The 21,799-nt window shown below is 40.8% G+C and carries 25 protein-coding genes and 5 pseudogenes; 6 read left to right on the top strand and 24 right to left on the bottom strand.

Features of this window, described 5'->3' with window-relative positions:
- Nucleotides 1-6: 6 nt before the first annotated feature.
- Both RIL182_RS01620 and tnpC (RIL182_RS01610) read right to left on the bottom strand, forming a co-directional pair.
- Entirely contained in the window at nucleotides 7-1,374 is a 1,368-nt protein-coding gene (locus tag RIL182_RS01620; protein ID WP_006855318.1) for an MATE family efflux transporter, read from the bottom strand.
- A gap of 371 nt (nucleotides 1,375-1,745) precedes the next feature.
- Nucleotides 1,746-2,972 (bottom strand): annotated as a pseudogene (gene tnpC / locus RIL182_RS01610) (IS66 family transposase); the annotation flags it as partial.
- Nucleotides 2,973-3,057: 85 nt separating this feature from the next.
- Between tnpC (RIL182_RS01610) and tnpA (RIL182_RS01605) the strand changes: the two are divergent.
- The 3 genes and pseudogenes from tnpA (RIL182_RS01605) to RIL182_RS01595 all read left to right on the top strand — a co-directional run.
- Nucleotides 3,058-3,396, top strand: coding sequence for an IS66 family insertion sequence element accessory protein TnpA (tnpA, locus tag RIL182_RS01605; protein ID WP_006855327.1), 339 nt, complete (start codon nucleotides 3,058-3,060; stop codon nucleotides 3,394-3,396).
- Nucleotides 3,389-3,742, top strand: a complete 354-nt coding sequence (gene tnpB, locus RIL182_RS01600; RefSeq protein WP_006855325.1) for an IS66 family insertion sequence element accessory protein TnpB — start codon at nucleotides 3,389-3,391, stop codon at nucleotides 3,740-3,742. The genes tnpA (RIL182_RS01605) and tnpB (RIL182_RS01600) overlap by 8 nt, the downstream gene beginning before the upstream one ends.
- A gap of 146 nt (nucleotides 3,743-3,888) precedes the next feature.
- Nucleotides 3,889-4,316: pseudogene (locus RIL182_RS01595) on the top strand (transposase domain-containing protein); the annotation flags it as partial.
- Between the two features lie 64 nt (nucleotides 4,317-4,380).
- Here RIL182_RS01595 and RIL182_RS01590 read toward each other — a convergent pair.
- Both RIL182_RS01590 and tnpC (RIL182_RS01585) read right to left on the bottom strand, forming a co-directional pair.
- Nucleotides 4,381-4,605: a transposase domain-containing protein gene (locus tag RIL182_RS01590; RefSeq protein WP_408638680.1), complete on the bottom strand. Its 225-nt coding sequence runs from the start codon at nucleotides 4,603-4,605 to the stop codon at nucleotides 4,381-4,383.
- A 49-nt stretch (nucleotides 4,606-4,654) separates the two neighbouring features.
- Nucleotides 4,655-6,010, bottom strand: a pseudogene (gene tnpC, locus RIL182_RS01585) (IS66 family transposase); the annotation flags it as partial.
- A 163-nt stretch (nucleotides 6,011-6,173) separates the two neighbouring features.
- On the opposite strand from tnpC (RIL182_RS01585), the gene istA reads away from it, so the two are divergent.
- Both istA and RIL182_RS01575 read left to right on the top strand, forming a co-directional pair.
- Complete coding sequence (gene istA, locus RIL182_RS01580; RefSeq protein WP_006855322.1) at nucleotides 6,174-7,799, top strand: IS21 family transposase; 1,626 nt, start codon at nucleotides 6,174-6,176, stop codon at nucleotides 7,797-7,799.
- On the top strand, nucleotides 7,799-8,536 hold the full coding sequence (locus RIL182_RS01575; protein ID WP_006855323.1) for an ATP-binding protein: 738 nt from the start codon (nucleotides 7,799-7,801) through the stop codon (nucleotides 8,534-8,536). The genes istA and RIL182_RS01575 overlap by 1 nt, the downstream gene beginning before the upstream one ends.
- A 92-nt stretch (nucleotides 8,537-8,628) precedes the next feature.
- Here the strand turns inward: RIL182_RS01575 and RIL182_RS01570 are convergent.
- From RIL182_RS01570 to RIL182_RS01540, 5 genes and pseudogenes are all read right to left on the bottom strand, one after another.
- Nucleotides 8,629-8,919, bottom strand: a pseudogene (locus RIL182_RS01570) (transposase domain-containing protein); the annotation flags it as partial.
- 146 nt (nucleotides 8,920-9,065) lie between these two features.
- Nucleotides 9,066-9,419 carry an IS66 family insertion sequence element accessory protein TnpB gene (gene tnpB / locus RIL182_RS01565; protein WP_006855325.1) on the bottom strand — a complete coding sequence of 118 codons (354 nt, stop codon included), beginning with the start codon at nucleotides 9,417-9,419 and terminating at the stop codon, nucleotides 9,066-9,068.
- The gene (gene tnpA / locus RIL182_RS01560; RefSeq protein ID WP_006855327.1) at nucleotides 9,412-9,750 is read right to left on the bottom strand and encodes an IS66 family insertion sequence element accessory protein TnpA; all 339 of its coding nucleotides are present in this window, start codon (nucleotides 9,748-9,750) and stop codon (nucleotides 9,412-9,414) included. The genes tnpB (RIL182_RS01565) and tnpA (RIL182_RS01560) overlap by 8 nt, the downstream gene beginning before the upstream one ends.
- Nucleotides 9,751-10,051: 301 nt before the next feature.
- Nucleotides 10,052-11,566, bottom strand: coding sequence for an MFS transporter (locus tag RIL182_RS01550; RefSeq protein ID WP_134522991.1), 1,515 nt, complete (start codon nucleotides 11,564-11,566; stop codon nucleotides 10,052-10,054).
- Nucleotides 11,567-11,758: 192 nt separating this feature from the next.
- A complete protein-coding gene (locus RIL182_RS01540; protein ID WP_006859518.1) occupies nucleotides 11,759-12,412 on the bottom strand; it encodes a hypothetical protein in 654 nt (217 codons plus the stop codon).
- Between the two features lie 153 nt (nucleotides 12,413-12,565).
- Between RIL182_RS01540 and RIL182_RS01530 the strand changes: the two genes are divergently transcribed.
- A complete protein-coding gene (locus tag RIL182_RS01530) occupies nucleotides 12,566-13,258 on the top strand; it encodes an IS110 family transposase (RefSeq protein WP_006859519.1) in 693 nt (230 codons plus the stop codon).
- Nucleotides 13,259-13,388: 130 nt separating this feature from the next.
- Here RIL182_RS01530 and RIL182_RS01525 read toward each other — a convergent pair whose 3' ends face one another.
- The 15 genes and pseudogenes from RIL182_RS01525 to RIL182_RS01465 all read right to left on the bottom strand — a co-directional run bounded on the left by RIL182_RS01525 (nucleotide 13,389) and on the right by RIL182_RS01465 (nucleotide 21,793).
- A complete protein-coding gene (locus RIL182_RS01525) occupies nucleotides 13,389-13,724 on the bottom strand; it encodes a hypothetical protein (RefSeq protein ID WP_006859520.1) in 336 nt (111 codons plus the stop codon).
- A complete protein-coding gene (locus tag RIL182_RS21530) occupies nucleotides 13,725-14,039 on the bottom strand; it encodes a hypothetical protein (RefSeq protein ID WP_243128721.1) in 315 nt (104 codons plus the stop codon).
- 159 nt (nucleotides 14,040-14,198) lie between these two features.
- A pseudogene (locus RIL182_RS22120) lies at nucleotides 14,199-14,447 on the bottom strand (RHS repeat-associated core domain-containing protein); the annotation flags it as partial.
- 59 nt (nucleotides 14,448-14,506) lie between these two features.
- Nucleotides 14,507-14,752: a hypothetical protein gene (locus tag RIL182_RS21065; RefSeq protein WP_006859522.1), complete on the bottom strand. Its 246-nt coding sequence runs from the start codon at nucleotides 14,750-14,752 to the stop codon at nucleotides 14,507-14,509.
- An 87-nt stretch (nucleotides 14,753-14,839) separates the two neighbouring features.
- On the bottom strand, nucleotides 14,840-15,241 hold the full coding sequence (locus tag RIL182_RS21060; RefSeq protein ID WP_006859523.1) for a hypothetical protein: 402 nt from the start codon (nucleotides 15,239-15,241) through the stop codon (nucleotides 14,840-14,842).
- Nucleotides 15,238-15,780, bottom strand: a complete 543-nt coding sequence (locus tag RIL182_RS01510; protein ID WP_049938262.1) for a hypothetical protein — start codon at nucleotides 15,778-15,780, stop codon at nucleotides 15,238-15,240. Before RIL182_RS01510 ends, RIL182_RS21060 begins: the two co-directional genes overlap by 4 nt.
- Nucleotides 15,781-15,945: 165 nt before the next feature.
- Complete coding sequence (locus tag RIL182_RS01505) at nucleotides 15,946-16,458, bottom strand: hypothetical protein (RefSeq protein WP_134522987.1); 513 nt, start codon at nucleotides 16,456-16,458, stop codon at nucleotides 15,946-15,948.
- Between the two features lie 17 nt (nucleotides 16,459-16,475).
- A complete protein-coding gene (locus RIL182_RS01500; protein WP_006859526.1) occupies nucleotides 16,476-17,069 on the bottom strand; it encodes a hypothetical protein in 594 nt (197 codons plus the stop codon).
- Between the two features lie 51 nt (nucleotides 17,070-17,120).
- Nucleotides 17,121-17,693 (bottom strand): hypothetical protein, encoded by a 573-nt coding sequence (locus tag RIL182_RS01495; protein ID WP_044999661.1) that lies wholly within the window; start codon nucleotides 17,691-17,693, stop codon nucleotides 17,121-17,123.
- Nucleotides 17,694-17,771: 78 nt separating this feature from the next.
- Nucleotides 17,772-18,488, bottom strand: a complete 717-nt coding sequence (locus RIL182_RS01490; protein ID WP_006859528.1) for a hypothetical protein — start codon at nucleotides 18,486-18,488, stop codon at nucleotides 17,772-17,774.
- A 35-nt stretch (nucleotides 18,489-18,523) separates the two neighbouring features.
- Nucleotides 18,524-19,033: a hypothetical protein gene (locus RIL182_RS01485; RefSeq protein WP_006859529.1), complete on the bottom strand. Its 510-nt coding sequence runs from the start codon at nucleotides 19,031-19,033 to the stop codon at nucleotides 18,524-18,526.
- Nucleotides 19,015-19,650 carry a PAAR-like protein gene (locus tag RIL182_RS01480; protein WP_006859530.1) on the bottom strand — a complete coding sequence of 212 codons (636 nt, stop codon included), beginning with the start codon at nucleotides 19,648-19,650 and terminating at the stop codon, nucleotides 19,015-19,017. Before RIL182_RS01480 ends, RIL182_RS01485 begins: the two co-directional genes overlap by 19 nt.
- Nucleotides 19,651-19,746: 96 nt before the next feature.
- Nucleotides 19,747-20,622, bottom strand: a complete 876-nt coding sequence (locus RIL182_RS01475; RefSeq protein ID WP_006859531.1) for a hypothetical protein — start codon at nucleotides 20,620-20,622, stop codon at nucleotides 19,747-19,749.
- A gap of 18 nt (nucleotides 20,623-20,640) precedes the next feature.
- Nucleotides 20,641-21,360, bottom strand: a complete 720-nt coding sequence (locus RIL182_RS01470; protein ID WP_172606691.1) for a hypothetical protein — start codon at nucleotides 21,358-21,360, stop codon at nucleotides 20,641-20,643.
- A 202-nt stretch (nucleotides 21,361-21,562) separates the two neighbouring features.
- Nucleotides 21,563-21,793, bottom strand: a complete 231-nt coding sequence (locus RIL182_RS01465) for a hypothetical protein (RefSeq protein ID WP_006859533.1) — start codon at nucleotides 21,791-21,793, stop codon at nucleotides 21,563-21,565.
- Between the last annotated feature and the right edge of the window lie 6 nt (nucleotides 21,794-21,799).

The raw sequence follows: 21,799 nt of genomic DNA, 5'->3' as shown, positions 1-21,799 counted from the left end.
TCCTCCTTAATTTAAAACATCTATTTTATTCTTTCTGATTCTCTTTAAAAATACATATCCTGCCAGACATGAAATAACCTCAGTTATTGGGAATGCCCACCAGATCAGGGAAACTCCCATCTGACCATTTCTGACAAACACAGAAAAAATTCCAGCCAGTGGCAGAATAATAATAAGTTGTCTCAGAAGAGAGATTACCAATGATTCAATGCCGCCATCCAGTGCCTGATAAATTCCCTGATAAGCAACATTTATCCCGGCAAACAGAAAGCTTATTGAGATTATCCTCATTGCTTCGATAAAATATTCCCTTGACTGTCCTGCATTGAACAAAGTTGCAAAAGCTCCGGGGAAAAATTCTGTAATTGCAATTCCTGGAATCATTAATACAATGGTATAGAGCAGTCCATACCTGATTCCATCCTGAATTCTCTTTTTACTTCTCATACCATAAGCAAATGCAATAATCGGAGTGATTGCATCTCTAAGCCCAAAGGCAAGGAATAATACAAACTGCTGTACTTTATAGAACAATCCATATGCAGTCTGTGCGGAAGGACTGAATTTCAAAATCAGATTCATCACATATACCATGATAGACATAAGTGCCTGTGCAATAATTGCAGGAAGTCCAATTGCATATATTTCCTTGATTATTCCGCTATCCGGCTTCATATACTTTACATCATGTTCAATTTCCTTATTCAGTTTCATATGAAATACAAACAATAATATTGCAGACGCAACCTGTCCAATAACAGTTGCATATGCAGCTCCCTTCACTCCCATTTCAGGAACCGGTCCAATACCATAAATCATAATCGGATCAAGAATAATATTCACTACTGCACCCACAACCTGACCGATTGTAGAATATAGTGAACGTCCTGTTGCCTGTAAGAGTTTTTCAAATAATGAAAAGAAAATAATTCCAAATGAAATTACGCAGCATATTCTTAAGTAATCTGTTCCCATTGAAATAACTTCAGGGTCAATTGTCTGTGATGAAATATATGCTCTTACTCCAAAAAATCCAAACAACAGACACACCGCATAAATAATCACCCCAAGAAACAAACTGTTTCCCGCAACTTTTGCTGCTTTTTTACCATTTCCCTGTCCAAGTGTTCTTGCAAGAAGTGCATTTGTTCCCACACCTGTTCCGATTCCAACTGCTACCATGAGCATCTGAACCGGAAACACCAGTGTAAGTGCATTAAGTGCCGCCTCACTTCCTGATCTCATGTTTCCAACAAAGGCACTGTCTACAATGTTGTAAACCGCCTGCAATGCCATAGATAAGATCATCGGTATTCCCATCTGAACCATGAGCTTATTTACTGGCATCTCCTTCATCTTGTTACTTTCTGCCATTTTATAATCCTCCTTGTTTTGCGAAGCAAAATCCGAGCCCCTTGGCGAGGAGAGGATTTAGCCTCCTTGTTTTGCGAAGCAAAATCCGAACCCTTTGGTGAGGAGAGGATTTAGCCTCCTTGTTCTGCATAAAAAAAGTGTGTACTTACCTCATAAGCTGGACTTACGCTGATAAGCTACACACTTTAAAATGCGTTATATATTTTCATAATGTGCGACAGCATGCGCACAAAAAAACGAGCAGCAAAACTGGATTTACGCTAGTCTGCCACTCGTTTACAAATTATTATATTTTTCTTTTTAAAAGTAAGTACGTAATCATCTGTACCTTGCCTTTTTAAAAAACATGCCGCCCATCAGGGCGGCACATTTTATTTCTTCTTTTTGGTTCGAAATCCTTCCGGTAATTCATTTGACCATGGCAAAAGCCGATTTAGATCATCCGGCTTTGGAAAAGGTCCCATTTTACGAAGCTCGTCTAATACATAGGAAAGATATACATACGGCTTCAGACCATTCAGCAGGGCTGTTTCTGCGATACTATAAACAACAGCACTGGCATCTGCACCACGGATACTCTTGGCAAACAGCCAATTCCGGCGGCCTACTGCAAAATTTTTGATTGCACGCTCCGCACTATTATTATCAATGCTCAGATGCCCGTCATCCAAGTACCTGCGAAGATAGTTTTCCTGATTCAGCGTATATAAAATGGCATCACCAATAAGGGAAGATCTGTCTACAGAATCTTCCATCGAATGCAGCCATTCAAACAGAGCTTCCACTACTGGACGCGACTGCTTCTGGCGTTCCTGATACCGTTCTTCCAGTGTCTTATCTTTGATCAGTTCCTCTACTTTATACAGGATTCCGATCCTCGTCATTGCCTGATATGCAACTGTTTCTTTCAGCTGCTCCTTTGTGAAATCCTTTTTTAATGCCGTGAGCGCAGCATCAAAACGGCGTCTCGCATGGGTAAAGCATCCTGTTACGGTAATGGAATCGTTCAGTCCATGATACGCCTGGTATCCATCACACGTCAGATATCCATGAAATGTATCTCCAAGGAAGTTTACCGGGTGATATCCGGCACGCGTTCTCTCATAATCAAAGAGAACCATCTGTGGGGATTCACTGTAATGATCTGTCAGATATACCCACATCCAGTTTTGAGATGATCCTTTCTGATCCGGTTCATCAATCACCTGGATCCTGGTTTCATCGCAATGGATGTATCTGCTCTTTAGGAATTCTTCCTTCATCTGCCCATAAAGCAGTCCCAGATACCGGTCTGCACAGCTGATGATCCAGTTTGCCATTGTTTTTGTTGAAAGATTTAAGTCATACCTTGCGAATTCCCGTTCCTGTCTTGCCAGCGGCATGCCATTGACATACTTTGCATTCATGATTCCGGCAACCAGCGAAGGTGTAGCAATGCTTCCCTTGATCAGCGGAAACTCTTTTTCCGGCCGGATCATAGCACCACATTTTGGACAACTGTATACATAGGTTACTTCTTCAACCACTTCAAAGGTGGAGGGGATGAATTTCAGTCGTTTTACGACTTCTTTTGTGACGACTTTATACTTTGTTCCACAGTAAGTACGTAATCATTCGTATCTGTCAGCAACTATATTTTTCTGATACACTCTTTTCATAACAAAGAAAGGAAACTGTATCATTATGAAAACAGATGAAAAAATCACGCTGTGGTCTGAACGAATCCATGAATTTCAATTCAGTGGGCAGACTTGCAAAACATGGTGTCAGGAACATCACGTTCCAGTCTCTACAATGAATTATTGGATGCGCAAGCTGAAAAAATTGGACGAACAATCAGATACAGATATGATTTTTGCAAAAATGCCAACGGAAAAAGAGATTTCAAAGAATGAGACTTTGAATATCAGCCCGTCTCCAGTCCGCATTTTTATCACAAACGCTATTCGGATTGAAGTGATGCCTGAATGCCCGCCGGAATTTTTTCGTGTTCTGATCCAGGGGCTGAAAGATCATGCTTGATCTGGCAGGTGGCACAACCGTTTACCTTGCCTGTGGAGCTACCGATCTGAGAAAAAGCTATCACGGACTGGCTGCAATTATCAAGCTAAAATTCAAACTTGATCCCTATTCGCGCTGCATGTTTGCGTTCTGCAACCGCAGGCGGACTTCTATTAAGATTCTGCAATGGGACGGATCCGGTTTCTGGATTCTGATGAAGAGGCTTGACAAAGATTCCTTTCACTGGCCGGATACTCCGGATGAATTACAGAAAGTGACCCTGAAAGAGATGCATTGGCTGTGTGATGGTCTTTCACTTACTCCGAAGGGAGCTTTTGAAGAAAGACATCCAAAGATTGTTGTATAAAGAACGGATTTGTCAATTCGCAAAAAGCACGAAATACTCGTGGATATCGGTATATATTCCTACACAGTAAAACGTTGATTTTTCTCGAACAGCTGGACTTTCTATGCTATACTGGAATTATCATATAAGAGTTTGGAGATTGCCGGATGGATCCGTTTTTTACAGAGGAACAGCTGAATAACATGAGCCGTGAAAACATGATGGAAGTTATGCGAATCATGCAGAATCAGGTTCAAAAAAAGAGACCGAGGTACAGCTTCTGAAAGACAAGCAGAAAGAACTGGAATTTATGAACGCAATGCTTTCAGACCGTCTTGCGCTTGCACAAAGAAGACGTTTCGGTTCTTCCAGTGAAAAATACGCAGATGGATATGAACAGATGGATCTGTTTAATGAGGCTGAAGTCAATGCAGATATGGATACTGCTGAGATTGAAGAGGAAATCGTGATTCCATCGCACAAACGGAAAAAACGCACCGGCAAAAAAGAAGAAGATCTCTCTAATTTCGAAGTAACAGAAACAATCGAATATAAACTGACCGGCGAAGACCGCTATTGTCCGGACTGTGGAACGTAAGTACGTAATCATCTGTACCTTGCCTTTTTAAAAAACATGCCGCCCATCAGGGCGGCACATTTTATTTCTTCTTTTTGGTTCGAAATCCTTCCGGTAATTCATTTGACCATGGCAAAAGCCGATTTAGATCATCCGGCTTTGGAAAAGGTCCCATTTTACGAAGCTCGTCTAATACATAGGAAAGATATACATACGGCTTCAGACCATTCAGCAGGGCTGTTTCTGCGATACTATAAACAACAGCACTGGCATCTGCACCACGGATACTCTGTAAGTACGTAATCATCTGTACCTTGCCTTTTTAAAAAACATGCCGCCCATCAGGGCGGCACATTTTATTTCTTCTTTTTGGTTCGAAATCCTTCCGGTAATTCATTTGACCATGGCAAAAGCCGATTTAGATCATCCGGCTTTGGAAAAGGTCCCATTTTACGAAGCTCGTCTAATACATAGGAAAGATATACATACGGCTTCAGACCATTCAGCAGGGCTGTTTCTGCGATACTATAAACAACAGCACTGGCATCTGCACCACGGATACTCTTGGCAAACAGCCAATTCCGGCGGCCTACTGCAAAATTTTTGATTGCACGCTCCGCACTATTATTATCAATGCTCAGATGCCCGTCATCCAAGTACCTGCGAAGATAGTTTTCCTGATTCAGCGTATATAAAATGGCATCACCAATAAGGGAAGATCTGTCTACAGAATCTTCCATCGAATGCAGCCATTCAAACAGAGCTTCCACTACTGGACGCGACTGCTTCTGGCGTTCCTGATACCGTTCTTCCAGTGTCTTATCTTTGATCAGTTCCTCTACTTTATACAGGATTCCGATCCTCGTCATTGCCTGATATGCAACTGTTTCTTTCAGCTGCTCCTTTGTGAAATCCTTTTTTAATGCCGTGAGCGCAGCATCAAAACGGCGTCTCGCATGGGTAAAGCATCCTGTTACGGTAATGGAATCGTTCAGTCCATGATACGCCTGGTATCCATCACACGTCAGATATCCATGAAATGTATCTCCAAGGAAGTTTACCGGGTGATATCCGGCACGCGTTCTCTCATAATCAAAGAGAACCATCTGTGGGGATTCACTGTAATGATCTGTCAGATATACCCACATCCAGTTTTGAGATGATCCTTTCTGATCCGGTTCATCAATCACCTGGATCCTGGTTTCATCGCAATGGATGTATCTGCTCTTTAGGAATTCTTCCTTCATCTGCCCATAAAGCAGTCCCAGATACCGGTCTGCACAGCTGATGATCCAGTTTGCCATTGTTTTTGTTGAAAGATTTAAGTCATACCTTGCGAATTCCCGTTCCTGTCTTGCCAGCGGCATGCCATTGACATACTTTGCATTCATGATTCCGGCAACCAGCGAAGGTGTAGCAATGCTTCCCTTGATCAGCGGAAACTCTTTTTCCGGCCGGATCATAGCACCACATTTTGGACAACTGTATACATAGGTTACTTCTTCAACCACTTCAAAGGTGGAGGGGATGAATTTCAGTCGTTTTACGACTTCTTTTGTGACGACTTTATACTTTGTTCCACAGTCCGGACAATAGCGGTCTTCGCCGGTCAGTTTATATTCGATTGTTTCTGTTACTTCGAAATTAGAGAGATCTTCTTCTTTTTTGCCGGTGCGTTTTTTCCGTTTGTGCGATGGAATCACGATTTCCTCTTCAATCTGCATATTGCGAAGCTAAACGGCCGGATTTGCGGAGCGAAACGGTCGCATTCCGTTTTTGAACAGCCGAATTGCTACCAGTCTGTGTAATCTAATCCTTATAATGATAGTAACCATCCCAAGGATGGTGAATACATCATTTTAAGGAGGATAATGTATGCAGTTGGATTACAAGGACATCATCATCAAACACTACGCGCTATCAATGTCCGGTAGCGAAATAGCTCGTCAGGCTGGTTTCAGCAAGTCTGGTGTTAATGACTTCTTGAGAGCATTCAAGAAGTGCGAAGATCTGAGCTATCCATTACCAGCAGGCATCACTAACTATGGTATTGCCCTGAAGGTGTATGGAGCTGTACCTGGATCAGGAGGACGAAATGAGAACATCGAGTTACCTGATTATGAAGATGCTGCCAAGCTTATGGCTACCCGTAAAAACATGACACTCATGTTTCTTTGGAACCGCTATAAGAAAAAGTGCGAAGAAGAAGGCGCTCGTTTCTATCAATACAGTCAGTATTGTGAGCTCTACAACAAGTGGTGCGAAGAGAATTATGAGACCGCCCACTTTGATGCTGTTATCGCACAAAAGATGGAAGTTGACTTTGCTGGACAGACGTTCTCCATGACAGATCCTCTTACCGGTGAGATTATGACCATCGTCGTTTTTGTAGCTATCCTGCCTTATTCACAGTATATCTATGCAGAAGGAATGCTCTCAACAAAGGAACCACAGTGGATTGATGTCAACAATCATGCCTTGGATTACTTTGGTGGAGTTCCTGCATTAGTAGTCTGTGATAACTGCAAACAGGCTGTTGTCGTTAATCAAGACTGGATTGAACCTGAACTAAACAAAGATTATGCTGATTGGGCTGACCACTATGGCACCGTTATTCTTCCAGCGAAGGTTCGTAAGCCGAAGTTTAAAAGTTCTGTAGAAAACGCAGTAGGCATTCTCGAGAAGGGCTTCTTCCACAAACTTGAAGAACGCCAGTATTTCTCACTGGAACAGTTTAATAAGGATCTTTGGAAGGAACTGGAGGCTCTGAATAAAGAACCATTCAAGAAGAAAGAACACAATAGATACTATTATTGGGAAGAAGAGAAACTTGAATTGATGCCGCTCCCCTCCATGCATTACGAGTACATGGAGAGAAAAACGGCAAAGGTGTCAAGTGACTTCCACGTACGCTTTGACAATGCTTATTATAGCGTAGATAAAGCGTTTTTGCATAAGAAAGTATCTATTAAGGCATCTTCAACTGTTGTTCGTATTTATTCTCTTACCGGAGAGTTCCTTTGCGAATGGCCAAGGGCAACCCGTAAAGGTCAGTGGTCAACAAATCCTGATCACCTGCCGGACAACTATAAAGGGTTTACCCAGTGGAATGCTCCTTACTTTATCCAGAAAGCGCAGCTCATTGGCAAGAATACAGAGACTGTTATTCGTACGATTCTCAAATCCAGACCATATGAAGTACAGACCTATCGTATGTGCCTGGGTATTCTGAACTTTACAAAGAAGTACAGTAATAAGGCTCTTGAAGAGTGCTGTAAGCAGGCGATTGCTCTGAATAAGCAGAAATACACCTTCATCAAGAATACGATATCTGTTGTAGCAGACGATCTCGGAGAGGCGGGATACCATCATTCCACATCGGTAAAGAAAGAACCGGTACGCGGCGGGTATGTAATGCCGCCGGAAGCTTCCAGTATAGACACCCTTTTATCTCGCAGCAGAGCCCTTGCTGATCAGATGCGCGAGGAGGTGGATGACTGATGCTTACAGGAACCGCTCTCATGAACGAGCTTGTCGATGAACTGAATGAGCTTAAACTTTCAACAATGGCAGCCACCTTAGATGATCTGTATCACAGACCCGGCTTTTTAGAGATGGATCGTCTCACGCTTATTGCAGAACTGATTGGTCCGCAGTTTCAGGAAAAAGTCAGTACGACACTGAAGAATCGGCTGACAGCAGCTCATCTGAAAGGATCTCCGGAGGAATTGGCGGATTGTGTGGACTCTGACAAGCGTGAGTATCTGCCTGCAGGTATAACCGAGGTGCTTTTTTCCCTTGACTTTATCGAAAGAGGCTATAATCTCTGCATTCTAGGAGAATCAGATGCTGGAAAGTCTTATCTTGCCAAAGCTATCGGCATAAAGGCCTGCAACCGGTATAACGTCGGTTACTTCCACAGCGAGGAGCTTCTGGAAAGCATGGTAGCCCTTAAAGAACAGGATTATGATAAATATGCTCGCAAGATGAAGAAGTATCTCAAATGGGAACTGATCATCCTAGATGATTTCCTGCTCCACACGATCACTGACGAACGGGAAATAAAAATCCTGTTCGAGCTGCTCGAAAAGAGGAACGAACAGAGAAAAAGCACTATCGTATGCTCCCAGCGTGATCCGGATAACTGGAAAGCAATGATTCTCAACGATGAGGTATCTGCTAATTCCATTATGAAGAGAGCCACAAAGCACTACACTATCAAGATCAACACACGATAAGTGGTGATCTTTTAACTAAAAATGGGCGGCCGTTGGCTTCGGAAAACGGCCGTTCTAAAACAGAATGGAGACCGCTGGGCGTCGTAAACTGCATCAATCTCAGCAGTATCCATATCTGCATTGACTTCAGCCTCATTAAACAGATCCATCTGTTCATATCCATCTGCGTATTTTTCACTGGAAGAACCGAAACGTCTTCTTTGTGCAAGCGCAAGACGGTCTGAAAGCATTGCGTTCATAAATTCCAGTTCTTTCTGCTTGTCTTTCAGAAGCTGTACCTCGGTCTCTTTTTTTTGAACCTGATTCTGCATGATTCGCATAACTTCCATCATGTTTTCACGGCTCATGTTATTCAGCTGTTCCTCTGTAAAAAACGGATCCATCCGGCAATCTCCAAACTCTTATATGATAATTCCAGTATAGCATAGAAAGTCCAGCTGTTCGAGAAAAATCAACGTTTTACTGTGTAGGAATATATACCGATATCCACGAGTATTTCGTGCTTTTTGCGAATTGACAAATCCGTTCTTTATACAACAATCTTTGGATGTCTTTCTTCAAAAGCTCCCTTCGGAGTAAGTGAAAGACCATCACACAGCCAATGCATCTCTTTCAGGGTCACTTTCTGTAATTCATCCGGAGTATCCGGCCAGTGAAAGGAATCTTTGTCAAGCCTCTTCATCAGAATCCAGAAACCGGATCCGTCCCATTGCAGAATCTTAATAGAAGTCCGCCTGCGGTTGCAGAACGCAAACATGCAGCGCGAATAGGGATCAAGTTTGAATTTTAGCTTGATAATTGCAGCCAGTCCGTGATAGCTTTTTCTCAGATCGGTAGCTCCACAGGCAAGGTAAACGGTTGTGCCACCTGCCAGATCAAGCATGATCTTTCAGCCCCTGGATCAGAACACGAAAAAATTCCGGCGGGCATTCAGGCATCACTTCAATCCGAATAGCGTTTGTGATAAAAATGCGGACTGGAGACGGGCTGATATTCAAAGTCTCATTCTTTGAAATCTCTTTTTCCGTTGGCATTTTTGCAAAAATCATATCTGTATCTGATTGTTCGTCCAATTTTTTCAGCTTGCGCATCCAATAATTCATTGTAGAGACTGGAACGTGATGTTCCTGACACCATGTTTTGCAAGTCTGCCCACTGAATTGAAATTCATGGATTCGTTCAGACCACAGCGTGATTTTTTCATCTGTTTTCATAATGATACAGTTTCCTTTCTTTGTTATGAAAAGAGTGTATCAGAAAAATATAGTTGCTGACAGATACGAATGATTACGTACTTACATATAATTAACTCCTGCTATTTTGGAAATTACCTTGATTTTATCTTTATCAATATTCGTAATACTTTTTGTACATATACTATATTCTGTCATATCTTGATGTATTTTATCAATATATGTTGTTAATGTTCCCCACCCACAAACCGGACATGACCATCCTTGTACTGAATTCTCACAAACATGAATCATATTTGTTTTACATTTTTCACATAGCATTTTATTGGCTTCCTCCTGGTATAAATAATTTAAATATGCCCAATTCGCTCATATTAGGACCTTTTTGATTTGTCATTCCTGCCACAAAATAATTTCCATCTTGTGTCGCCCATAAATAATTTGTTGGTGCGTAAACCTCCACATTAAGTTGATTTGCTAAGTTTTGTGCAAATCCATCATCCAGAGCACCTGTATTGCAAGATAATAATCTAATTCCTTGACCATTATATCCATCTGCATTTTGAATTAATCTTGCCGCGGTTCTATGATCAACAATCATATGTTGACCATTATGAGTGATTTGTATTCCATTGGGAGTACCATGTGCTATAATATCATAATATCCATTGGCATCAACATCTGCTCGTTTCTGAATATACCTAAAAAAACTATCATCAGAATCCATAAATGTAGCATCTCCAACAGAATATGAACCACCCTTATTCCAAGGCAACTTCTCCCTTACCGCCGAAACACCTTTAAACGCAAAGTGCATTGCCACACCAGTAATAAAGTCTACTCCCATCTGTTTCAGGTCAAACACATACGCTAACTTTTCCTCCGTAGACATATCCGGATTCAAAAGGGCATACATTCCTCTGGTCAATATGCCACTTCCTACATCTATTAGCCCTTCTCCAAACCACTTCATTGCCGGAAATGCTGCGCCGATTGCTCCGGTAATCGCTCCGGTAATCATTGAAATTACCATATCTTTTGTGGCTTCTCCAAGACTTCGCACATTTCCACTGGAATAATCGCTTACTGCCCCGGCTACTGATGCTGAAATTGCCCCCATTCCTGCACCAAATAGTGCTCCTGCAGCAACAGTTCCTATTCCCGGCAAAAATACAGCCAAAGCTATGCAGGCGGCTCCTACCGCAAGACCCATTACAAGATTTCTTGCAAATCCGCCCCAGTCAAATTCACCCTTCTGAGGTGCATCCTCATATGGATCATACCCCTGATATACCGTTCCCGCCAGACCTGTTCTCATGCCAAGCATGTCCACACTGCCATTCACACAAAGACTGGATGCTCCTTCTGAATACAGTGCCATGATATCCGACATTCCCTGCATGACAATCCCGGTCATACTCTCCAACCGGATTCCCTCTTTTGCCATCAGAACCAGTCCGCCATTACTTTCTATGGTGGTTCCTGTTTCATCCTCAAACGTAATCTTTCCTGTCTCCCCGCCATCTAATCCCATGCTCTGCGGATACAGGTCCATTCCTTTGCCATGCTCTGACCGGAAACTTTTCTTCTCTGGACTTCCCGTTCCTTCACAGGTGCTTCCATTGGTACGGATGCACCCTGTCGCTATTCCCTGTGCCTCATCTCCATTTCCTATATATAATGCGGTTTTTGTTCCCTTCTGCGGCATACAGTACATCAGGTTTCCTGTCGCCGGAGCAAATCCATAACTGTTTCCACCTGCCGCACTTTTATCAATATCAAATGCTACTTCTACCTGCTCCCCCTGCGTTCCGACAATGAATCCGACAAATGACATCCCCGTATAGTCCGGGTTATCCTCCCATGGAACCCACGTATAACTGTTTCCCGCAAGGCGGTATGTAAAGATGACCTCCCCTCCTGCCAGTTCTGTTTTTTTCCGAGAAACAAGCAGCTCCCTTCATTCACATGTTACCCTGTCCCCCAGCGACAGGCTTGTCCTCGTAACAACATCATAACAAATGAAATCTCACCTATTAACAAGGCATTTTCCACTGACTGCATAATAACGCCCATCGAAGCACATATCGCAGGACAGGATTTCTCCCAGTTCCTTTTTCTCCCCTTCCGGCAGACCAAGGTAAAAACGGGGATAATAATAGCTGATGTCTGGCACTAACGGAAGTCCAAGCTGGGATGCCATTCTTTTCAGGAAGTTCCAGTCCGTTTCCTGATACTGTATCAACGTTCCCCCTGTCTGCATATCACTGCCCGGCAATATACAGGCGCTGTGCTCGGTGTCTGCTGTTACGGTATTGGCAATCCCCATATAGGTCTGTGCTTTTTTCTGAAATACCCGGTTGCATTTTTTCTGGTCTAACAGAATTGTTCCAGATACAGCCTGTACATCTGCAATCCTGTATCTGCCTTCTTCTTTGATTTCCACCTTTTCCGGATATCCGCAGAACAACGCTCCTGCGGTATTTCCATGTCCACAAAGCTGAATGGGCTCATTCATGCCGTTTATGCCTGTCTCATTTTCTGACAGCAGAAGCCGAAAATTTCCTCTGGCATGCTCCCCCGGTATTTCCCATGTCTGAAAATCAAGAATTTTTCCCATGGCAAAAGCGCTGATAAATTGTAAATCGGCATATTCAATTTTCTTTTGTATTCCTTCTGCCATAAGCCTTCTCCTATTCTTCTTCCTGACCTGACGAAATAGGTTCTATCAACCCTCCATAGGCGCAGACAAGAAATGCCCTCTGTGTCAATACAGACAGTTTATCCCCTACATTCTTTTACTTGACATTCCCTTTTTATTAAGGTGGTGATACTTATGATGAAGTTAAAATACTCCATCTGCTGTGGACTTGATGTCCACAAAAATGTTATCGTTGCAACCATCGTAACTACCAATAAAGACGGAATATCTGAATATAAGCAAAAATCCTTTTCAACTATCAATTCGGATATTCAAAAGTTTCACATCTGGCTTATCGAGAATAATTGCTATCATGTTTGTATGGAATCCACCGGAAAGTATTGGATTCCTATTTTTAATTATCTCGAAAATGACATTGATGTCTGCCTTACACATCCGAAGTATGTCAAAGCCATTAAAGGCAAGAAAACGGACAAAAAGGATTCTAAATGGATTGCTGACCTCTGCAAATTTGATCTTGTCAGATGTTCCTTTATTCCTCCAAAAGATTTTCGTCAGCTTAGGGAACTTTCCAGATACCGTTTCAAGCTGGTCTGCATGAAGTCTTCCGAGAAGAATCGCATCCAGAACTGTATGACCATTTCCAATGTCGGCATTGCCAGTGTTCTTTCTGATCCTTTTGGCAAGACAGCAACTGAAATCATCTCTTATCTATTGGAGCATACTGCCGATTCCATGGATGAAAAAGCTGTTCGCAAACTCATAAAGAAAGGGGCTAAATCCAAGTCTGATGAAATCATCGAAGCCATCAAAGGCTACACTATTGATACAGATCAGGTTAAAAAACTAGAGCTTCTCTTGCCATAATAATAGGCCTCCTATGATTTAGATTTTATCATAGAAGACCTATCAGCTAATACCTATTTACAGAAAAAGTTTCACAGACTCGCAGCATAAGTCAAAATAAATATTCTACAACTTTTCATAATTTTATTTTTCAATGATTATATAAAGCATTCAGTTTATTTATCCATTCATCAATACAAAACTTATTTTCTTCCAAATGATTAGGATAGCTTGTTAACTCTTCAAAATTTATTTTATCCAGATTTTTCCACCATTTAGGCAGACGGCACAAAGCATGTGCAAAATGATAGCATTTACCGCACCATACCCACATACTTCCTTTTTCATCTCCATCTCTATTTCTGTGAAAATATAGATGTCCATCCTTTTCCCCACAAATAGGGCAAACTACTGGAAAGCATCCTTTATTTTGAGTTTCAATACTATCCAAAATCCCCATAATTTTATCATCATTATCTTTCCACATTTATCTTCCTCCCATAATGTAATCTGATAATGCATTACCAGAACTATATGCTGAAGATTCAGGCGCAATGCCACCTCTTATAAAATCACGCGCATGGTTTAATTCATGTGCAATTGTATTTGCAAGTTCTTCTTCACTCACCAAAGCATCTGATCCAATCTCTATAACATATGGATTGGCAGCTGTTGTTCTTCCATATATGCCTGGCCTTAGATCTGCATTATATTTGATAGTTATGCTCTGACCTGATCCTCTCAAATTTATTCCGTATTTTTCTGCTATGGTATTTGCATATGTTTCAGGATCCAATGCCATATCTAAAGTTTTTTCCGTCGCCAAAACTGGTCTTCCTTGTCTATTTCTTACATCTGTACCACCCTTACTACCACTCTTACTATTCTCCGCAGCCGATTTAGTGGTCACACATGAATTAAGGTTCCCCTGATTCTTATGATATTTATACCCACTCGGATCCGCATACATTACCGGATTACTGCTACAGTACGCATACAGATTCAGTCCCTCATTATAGATTACATCTTCCTGCGTGAACCGTCCGATACCTGTATTGTAATATCGCGCACGCAGATAGTAAAGTCCCGTCAAGTCATCCTCGATCTGTGCATTATACCTTAGACGGTTCGGGATGTTTTCCTGTCCTGCGACACATTGACCAAACGCATCATACTGGTAATCATTCTGTACGTTTCCGTCTGCATCCAGTACATATGGCGTTTGAATACTGCCATTCTGAATAAAATCCCGAAACAGATTACCGCTTTTTAGACTTTCTTATAATACCGTTTATCTACCAGATTGCCTTTCTTGTCAGCACCGATGGAATAAGTCTCACGATACACCAGCTTGGCATCTCCCACACGAGCCATAACTTCTTTATTTGTCAGTTCTTCCACTACTGGCTTTTTCATTCCTCGACTGGAAGAATACAGATTCATACCTCTAGGGTAATATTTCAGTCTCTCATCTTTTATAAATTGCTTCGTTACACCATCTACCAATTTTTCCACTGTAGCTGGTTTATCAGTTTTATCTTCATCTTCAGCATTATCATCTTCGTACTCGATGTCACTTAAATGAAAAGTCTAATCCCCCAGCTATGCTGGGGAGAATGGAATAGTTGGAAACGGTGAGGATAAAAAAGAAAAACCTCCTGTGGTATATTGAGAATGGTGTCGCAAGCCATGAAAACCATATTCCCACCCATCATCAGGATACAAATCAGGTGGTTCCATTTCCATCACTTTTTTTCTATCATCTTCGAGCAGCTGATTGATTTTTCTTTCCTTTTCCTTATCTCTGCTTCCAACCATCTGCAGATATACAAGCTTGTCCACGTCGTAATATTCATCTTCATACGTATAAGTCGTTTCCTCAAACTGAAAGGAGAGATCCGAACTTTTCCGCTCCCATCTCACAAAACAGAATATGCAAACTATCACCGACACTGCCATCACTGCGGCTGTTATGCACCAACCCTTCTTCGCTACTTTTTTCATGTCTCTCTCCACAGATAAATTCGATCTCTTTCTGCACCGAATCCACTCTTATATTCTATCAGACCTTTCCCCTTTTCCCAAACAAACCTCTCATAATATCCTGTTTCTGTAAGATCATTATAACTGCGATAGGTACACACTGTTCCCTCTACCATAATCTCCTCGTGCCACCCCTTTTCTTCCTTCAGTGAATCCTCTTTCCCCATCTCCTGACAGACTACCGTCCCTCTTGCGATGAAATCCTCCTCATTTTTTATATTGACTTCCTCCATCTTATTCTCATCTATTCGGTAAATTTTATCTTCCGATACATAAAAATATCCAAGAAAAAATCTATCCCTGCCGTAAAAATATCTGCTGTCATCCTCTGTATCACTCTCTATCATCATTGTATACAAAATACCGTTTTCCCACTGCTCCACCTGTTCCACTTGTATCTGTACTTGTTCATACTCTCCAAAAGGGGTGCTTGCGAACTCCGCCTCAAACGCTACCGTCTCAGTTCCATAATCAAAGAAAAACGATGTCTGATCTATCATCTCACTCTTTTTTTTAGACCATTCCTCGCACAAGATAACTGTAATTAACAGAATAAAAGCTATGGTACTATTAAATATTAGTTTATTCCTTTTCATCAATTGCCTCTTCATCTAACGATACTATTAACAAATTAATATTTCATAGATTTTTCATTCCCCTCTCTGCTATCCGTCTCCAATCAAGCTTATCTCATCCATAAATCCGCCAAAATAAATATTCTTTCCTTTGAATCTCCATACCGTACCAAACTCCTGGTACAATTGTTCCATATACCAACGGTGAATCTCCTCTTTCTCTGCTGCAATCAAACGGAAAAACTCTCTTTCCAGTGCCTGATCCAGCTCCACGAAATCCTTTTCTACATTTCCCAGCAAAGGTTTGACACTAATAAAACCATGCTTTATTTCTTCTACAAAAGGTTCTCCCTTATAGACGCCCACATAAAACTCATGGGTTTCTGTGATGTAACTTGCGCGCAGGTAAGATATCACAATAATCTCCTGCTCTGCCTCTGACGTGATCGCCCCTAGAACACTCTCAAACTGCTTTCGCACATTTCCGACATTGCTTTCAAATTTTTCCCTGATCTCTTTTAACCGTTCCCTTTTCAACCCGTTTATTTTTTCAGACAAAAAATCTTTCATAAGTCCAGACCGCTCCAGTACATTTTGTTCCATCGACCTGCTCTCCCCTGTCATGACATCCACCCTTCCCGTCGTGCAAAGAAAATCCTTCCCCGATCTTCTATGAGCATCATATCATCGTTCAAAAGCGTACATTTTTTCTCCAGCTCCTCATGTCCCCATAGCCGGTGTCTGACCTGCAAGAGCAATGTCTCCTCTTCATCATAATCCTCCATGTTATTGATTTTAATTCCTTCCTCCTCAATCAGTTGTTCGAGATACGGCTGAAGGATTCCCCAATGATTAAACTCCGACAGCGTTATATATTTTATGGCGTAATGTGGGTCTTCAGCTGTCCGTTCCTGCAATACAGGGTTATAAGGATAGCGGGAAGTTGGTTCTCCCTCACGGTAATATTCTCCGGTATACTCCAGTTCATATCCGATAAAGTCTGTGGTAACGAACATCGCTTCTTCTAAAGGCATTCCCGATGTTAATTCCGGAGTCAGCTCCGGAATGATTACCTCTCTTTCAATACGCCATGTCCCAAAAAACGGAATTTTCCTTTCTCCGCCAAATGCTGCCATAAGAATGATACATACGGCTACACATAAGATCAGAACTGCCACCGCCTTTGTGTGTTTTCTTATTTTGCACCTAATCATTTATAAATACCTCCCTCCTAAAAGCCATATTTTAGACTGCTTTTACAACGGTTACGCAACTCTCCGCGCCAAAAGCGTCTTTCCCCAAAATTCTACGAGCATAGTGTCCTCATTCAAAAGTGTAAAGAGTGTTCCCACCGGAATAAAATCATACGTTTCATAAAACACCGTTTCCTCAAAATCTATATGAACCCGTAAATGCAGTTCCATGCCGTCTCTTTGACCGTAATATTTATCATCATGCCAGTCAATCCCCTCTTCCTCCATAAAATCACACACATGTGGCCAAAATCTGCCCCCATCGTTCACAGTAAAAATGTCTTCAAAAAACATACCGTATTCAGGATCCGTGTATGTATTTTCCCCTATCCGGAAATAATCTGCAGTATACTCCAGCTCATATCCGACAAAATCTTCGGAATCATATAAATCCTCTTCCGCCACTCCATCTTTGGTTGTTCCTGTATACATTTCTGAAATGACCGCCACCTTTTCAATGTACCATGTCCCAAAAAATGGTAATTCTGCTGCACCTCTTTCTCTCCCGCATCCTGATATGCCGACCGTACATATGGTCAAAAACGCTATCACCTTTGCATATCTTCTCATCCTACTGATAGCCATTGATAAACACCTCTGCTTCTTTTGCCCTTCGTTCATCATAATCATGTTGTGCAAACACTTCCCGTACTTCTTACAGAGTTAATGAAACAATTTATATGGATACCCATAATCTTCTTTCTGCTGTTTTTTCAAGTCTGTTCCAAATTCCACATGCATGTTTTTTTGACCATTTCCATGCATATAATAAACAATTCCTTTTCCCTTTTCCCAAACCATCAATAAATAATCTTTTGAACCGTAAAAATAATCATTATAATAACGAAAGATCCTTTTTTCTCCATCTGCTTCTACAAATGCATGATATCCGGCATCATCCACTACATCAGCCGTTCCGTTTTCACAGCAGACAATCGTCCACTCTTTTAAAAATAAATCCTCATCTGATTCCAGACCGGAAATTATGATCTCATTTTTCTCCTCCGTATACCCACCAGTGTCTGACGGCATATAATAAATATCCTCAGACGTAACATAGTAATATCCCAGATATTCTCTCCCCAACGCGAATTGATCGAACGGATCTGTCACATTCAGCTGATCCAGTTCTAAAGCATATAAGCTGCCATTTTGAAAGGATTTCAGTTCTTTTATATGCAAACTGATATCCTGCCAAATATCCCGATAGCTATATGGATAAAAATATCCTTCATATTCTACTTCTTTCTGTGTCGGCATATAAAACCATGTATTTTGAGGCTCATGTCTGCTTTCTTCTTTATCATTTTCACTGCACAAAATCACAAGAAGGATCAAAAACAAGCTTACTACAATGGATGAAAGAAAATTTTTTATCATATTATTTTCCTCCCAGGATCTATGCAAAACGCCGTTTAGTCATCAAGGCTTGGATAATACGACGAATTTCTCCACTCCTCTAATGTATACACTTCAAACTCACTGTCTGCCAGTCCTACCATATCCTTCCATAAAACCTTATCAAAATTGACACTCACATAAAACGTGCTCCAGCTCACACTGTGATCCTCCCACATCTCGCTCACATGAACGGAATAATACTCTCCCAAATATTCACTTCCCGCCCCATCTTTGTATACTTCCTCTGTTTCAAGATCATATGTTTGATATAAATACGCCTGCCCATCACTCTTCAGATCTACATAAGCAGCCCAGTCATCAATCTCCGGCACCTGTTCCGAAAGGCAGTCTGATATTTTAACAATCGTATCTTCCCGTGTTTTGGCATTCTGCGTACACTCCTCTGCTTCTCCGAAGGCTAATGCTGTGGAAATTTCACTGTCATCACCCCACACACGGCTGCCACATGCTGTCAGCAGACCTGCCATAGCCAGTACCACAAAACTTATTTTCCTTCCCTCCATAGGATATACTCCTCCCAATCTTTTTCCTCGTCATCCCACATAAAATAATCGTGCATTATAGATGCCGCCGTATCGCCATAGTCACTTCCAGGTCCTATGATAGATACATAAATAAATGGATTGTCCTTATATTCCCATGCTTCCGCATACCTCTCATCCAATAAAATATCTGAATGGTCAACTATACTTTCTTTGTAAGATTCATAACGGCGAGGACCAGGATGAGGAAGTTTCTCACTATATATATTACCACATTTACAAGTACCAAATGAATAGATATTCTTATTAACTTCACAATCGTTGCATGTCATAAGCGGTTTCCCGTTTTCAGCAAGTATTCCATGATCTTCATAAGCATCTAATTTTACATCTTTACTTCCTTTATCACAATGAATAACAGCCTCTCTTGTGACATACTCCTCTTCTTTTACAATACCTACTTTACTTAACTCTTCGTAAAAAGCATAGTGTTTCACCATCATATCACACGCAATATCTTGGTATTGTTTTTTAAAAATTCCTTTCAAAAACTTTCGAAGGCAATTTCCTTCCAGTTCAAAAGTAAAATCTCCTGCTATAATGGCATCTCCATTTTTCTGTACCCTCTCTTCCGGCATAAAACTTTCTCCCTATATAAAAATTCCGTTATATTTCTTCCGTATTTTCAATCAGAATTGCGAACTTGTTTCGCAATTACCTATAAATAGTTTCCACTATTTAACTGCTTTTTTATACTCTTCATTATACAACCACTCACACTCTATATCACTCCATTCCCGTTCCCGAAACACTTCGCCCGTCTCCCTGTTAACAGCATAACTTGTAAGATAATGATAATGAGTAAAAACAGGTTCATAACCATGAGTATAATAGTCTGTATAATCTGCAAAAATATAATATTCCTGATCTTCCGTCATACCTCTACATGAAAAATTTCTTACACAAGGAAACTCCTGATCTTCTGGAAACTGATATACATATACCGACTGTTCCTGTTTATATGTTCTTACAACTATTGAATCATAATCCCCCTCATCCGAATACATATAATAAAAAAGAGCTCTTGCAGCTTGTTCCTCCAGCATCTTTCCATCTGAAACATCCTCATTAAAATATAACTGATTAACCGCCTTTTCATATGCTTCACTATAAAGCAATTTATAACCTGCATCAGTCTCTATCCATTGAGACTCCCGAAGAACTTCGCCTGTCTTCCTATTAACTGCGTAATCCGTGTGATATTCATCATAGAAGCCCTGCGAAAGGGCATCTGTTACATAACGTGTATCGTGTGCAAAGACATAATATTGCCCATCTTCTGTCCTATCTTTGCTCTGTAACATTTCATACTGCAAGTCACTTTTTTCCTGCGTTTGGTATAAATATACCATTTCTCCCTGCTGCATAGTAGAAATAACCTTTGCGTCATAATCATAGTCACAATCTGAATATATGTAATCAAAAACAGCCTTTGCCGCTTCTTCCTCTGTCATTTCAAAATTTTGCATATATCCGCTAAAAAAATATAATAAAATTACCAATCCTATTACAACCAAAGTTGAGCTTATTTTATAAAACACCTTTTTCATATCTTTTTCCCCTTCAAATTAATACTTATCAGGTATAACTCCTATTATTGTGTATTCATTATTTAATTTTCTCTGACTATCTCTTCCGTTTTTACTTTCTTTAAACTCTACATCTGTTGTTACTTGTATGCCTTCTTTTCTTGCATTTTTTTCAAAAGTATCCTTTTCTAATCCTTTAACATATTCTGTATACTTTGCAGCTGCATCATCATAAGCAAATTCACTATATATCTTTCGCACACCAGAATTCCAACTATTATCATCTGCATAAACTCCAGATATGAATGTCTTAGAAATAAATGACAATCGTGGTGTTTCCCAATTTAAATAATGTAAGATATCATCATAATCTTTAATACCTGCACGTCTATTGTCGTATGCTTCAGCCCTTGCTTTGGAAAAGGCTCCATGAAATGTTACATATGCAATAATTTTCCCACCTAATAAATCAACTGCTTTTTCGCAATCGACCTCAAAATTAGCTTCAGGACCATTTCCTCCGTCTCCCGCCTTATTATCAGAACTCGTATTAAAACTGCCCGTCCCCTCTTCTACAATAATAGCCAACAATAGCCGTGGATCAACTTGTACTCCATAATCCTCGTAAAATTCTTCACATTTTTTCCATATTACATTTATTTTATTTTGATTCCATTTCAAATCATCGTTAGGGATACATCCATTCATACTATCAATTCTTTTTTTTAAATTATTTTCTGCCTCCGTTTTCCCTGTCAACTGCAATATATTGGATGGTATCCAAAGAAGTTCTTCTGGCTCTGGTTTTTCCCCCTCTTTTATCCCTATTATCGTTATTTTTCCTCCATATATGCACGTTAAAAAAGCTCCTGAACGTAGTGCCTCAACAAAATTTTCACCCTCTGCTATAAGTAAATTTCCTGTTACCTGTTTCCAATTTCCACATAAAACAGGTATACATTTATACCTTACCTTTCCGTTCCAGAATCACTTCGCCCGTCTCCCTGTTGACAGCATAACTCATGCTATACTGATTGCAAATGAACATCCTCACTGCCTCATCCGAATTTCCAGACAATGTTTCTTTTCCAATAAAATCTTTACCGAAAGCTCGACCGCCTAAAAGGTGGAGGATCGAACCTTGCGCTTGGAAATTCAACATATTTCCTCTTTCCACTTGTAATTTGCTCATATATTA

It is taken from the genome of Roseburia intestinalis L1-82, from assembly GCF_900537995.1.
GTDB classification, from domain to species: domain Bacteria; phylum Bacillota; class Clostridia; order Lachnospirales; family Lachnospiraceae; genus Roseburia; species Roseburia intestinalis.
The sequence above is the reverse complement of the archived record's forward strand: the minus strand, read 5'-3'. Positions and strand labels throughout refer to the sequence as shown.

Bases quoted from the DNA above. Each gene is read 5' to 3' on its own strand.
- RIL182_RS01620 (WP_006855318.1), bottom strand. From the start codon at position 1,374: ATGGCAGAAAGTAACAAGATGAAGGAGATGCCAGTAAATAAGCTCATG.
- tnpA (WP_006855327.1), top strand. From the start codon at position 3,058: ATGAAAACAGATGAAAAAATCACGCTGTGGTCTGAACGAATCCATGAA.
- tnpB (WP_006855325.1), top strand. From the start codon at position 3,389: ATGCTTGATCTGGCAGGTGGCACAACCGTTTACCTTGCCTGTGGAGCT.
- RIL182_RS01590 (WP_408638680.1), bottom strand. From the start codon at position 4,605: ATGATTACGTACTTACAGAGTATCCGTGGTGCAGATGCCAGTGCTGTT.
- istA (WP_006855322.1), top strand. From the start codon at position 6,174: ATGCAGTTGGATTACAAGGACATCATCATCAAACACTACGCGCTATCA.
- RIL182_RS01575 (WP_006855323.1), top strand. From the start codon at position 7,799: ATGCTTACAGGAACCGCTCTCATGAACGAGCTTGTCGATGAACTGAAT.
- tnpB (WP_006855325.1), bottom strand. From the start codon at position 9,419: ATGCTTGATCTGGCAGGTGGCACAACCGTTTACCTTGCCTGTGGAGCT.
- tnpA (WP_006855327.1), bottom strand. From the start codon at position 9,750: ATGAAAACAGATGAAAAAATCACGCTGTGGTCTGAACGAATCCATGAA.
- RIL182_RS01550 (WP_134522991.1), bottom strand. From the start codon at position 11,566: ATGTCATTTGTCGGATTCATTGTCGGAACGCAGGGGGAGCAGGTAGAA.
- RIL182_RS01540 (WP_006859518.1), bottom strand. From the start codon at position 12,412: ATGGCAGAAGGAATACAAAAGAAAATTGAATATGCCGATTTACAATTT.
- RIL182_RS01530 (WP_006859519.1), top strand. From the start codon at position 12,566: ATGATGAAGTTAAAATACTCCATCTGCTGTGGACTTGATGTCCACAAA.
- RIL182_RS01525 (WP_006859520.1), bottom strand. From the start codon at position 13,724: ATGTGGAAAGATAATGATGATAAAATTATGGGGATTTTGGATAGTATT.
- RIL182_RS21530 (WP_243128721.1), bottom strand. From the start codon at position 14,039: ATGGCATTGGATCCTGAAACATATGCAAATACCATAGCAGAAAAATAC.
- RIL182_RS21060 (WP_006859523.1), bottom strand. From the start codon at position 15,241: ATGAAAAAAGTAGCGAAGAAGGGTTGGTGCATAACAGCCGCAGTGATG.
- RIL182_RS01510 (WP_049938262.1), bottom strand. From the start codon at position 15,780: ATGATAGATCAGACATCGTTTTTCTTTGATTATGGAACTGAGACGGTA.
- RIL182_RS01505 (WP_134522987.1), bottom strand. From the start codon at position 16,458: ATGGAACAAAATGTACTGGAGCGGTCTGGACTTATGAAAGATTTTTTG.
- RIL182_RS01500 (WP_006859526.1), bottom strand. From the start codon at position 17,069: ATGATTAGGTGCAAAATAAGAAAACACACAAAGGCGGTGGCAGTTCTG.
- RIL182_RS01495 (WP_044999661.1), bottom strand. From the start codon at position 17,693: ATGGCTATCAGTAGGATGAGAAGATATGCAAAGGTGATAGCGTTTTTG.
- RIL182_RS01490 (WP_006859528.1), bottom strand. From the start codon at position 18,488: ATGATAAAAAATTTTCTTTCATCCATTGTAGTAAGCTTGTTTTTGATC.
- RIL182_RS01485 (WP_006859529.1), bottom strand. From the start codon at position 19,033: ATGGAGGGAAGGAAAATAAGTTTTGTGGTACTGGCTATGGCAGGTCTG.
- RIL182_RS01480 (WP_006859530.1), bottom strand. From the start codon at position 19,650: ATGCCGGAAGAGAGGGTACAGAAAAATGGAGATGCCATTATAGCAGGA.
- RIL182_RS01475 (WP_006859531.1), bottom strand. From the start codon at position 20,622: ATGAAAAAGGTGTTTTATAAAATAAGCTCAACTTTGGTTGTAATAGGA.
- RIL182_RS01465 (WP_006859533.1), bottom strand. From the start codon at position 21,793: ATGAGCAAATTACAAGTGGAAAGAGGAAATATGTTGAATTTCCAAGCG.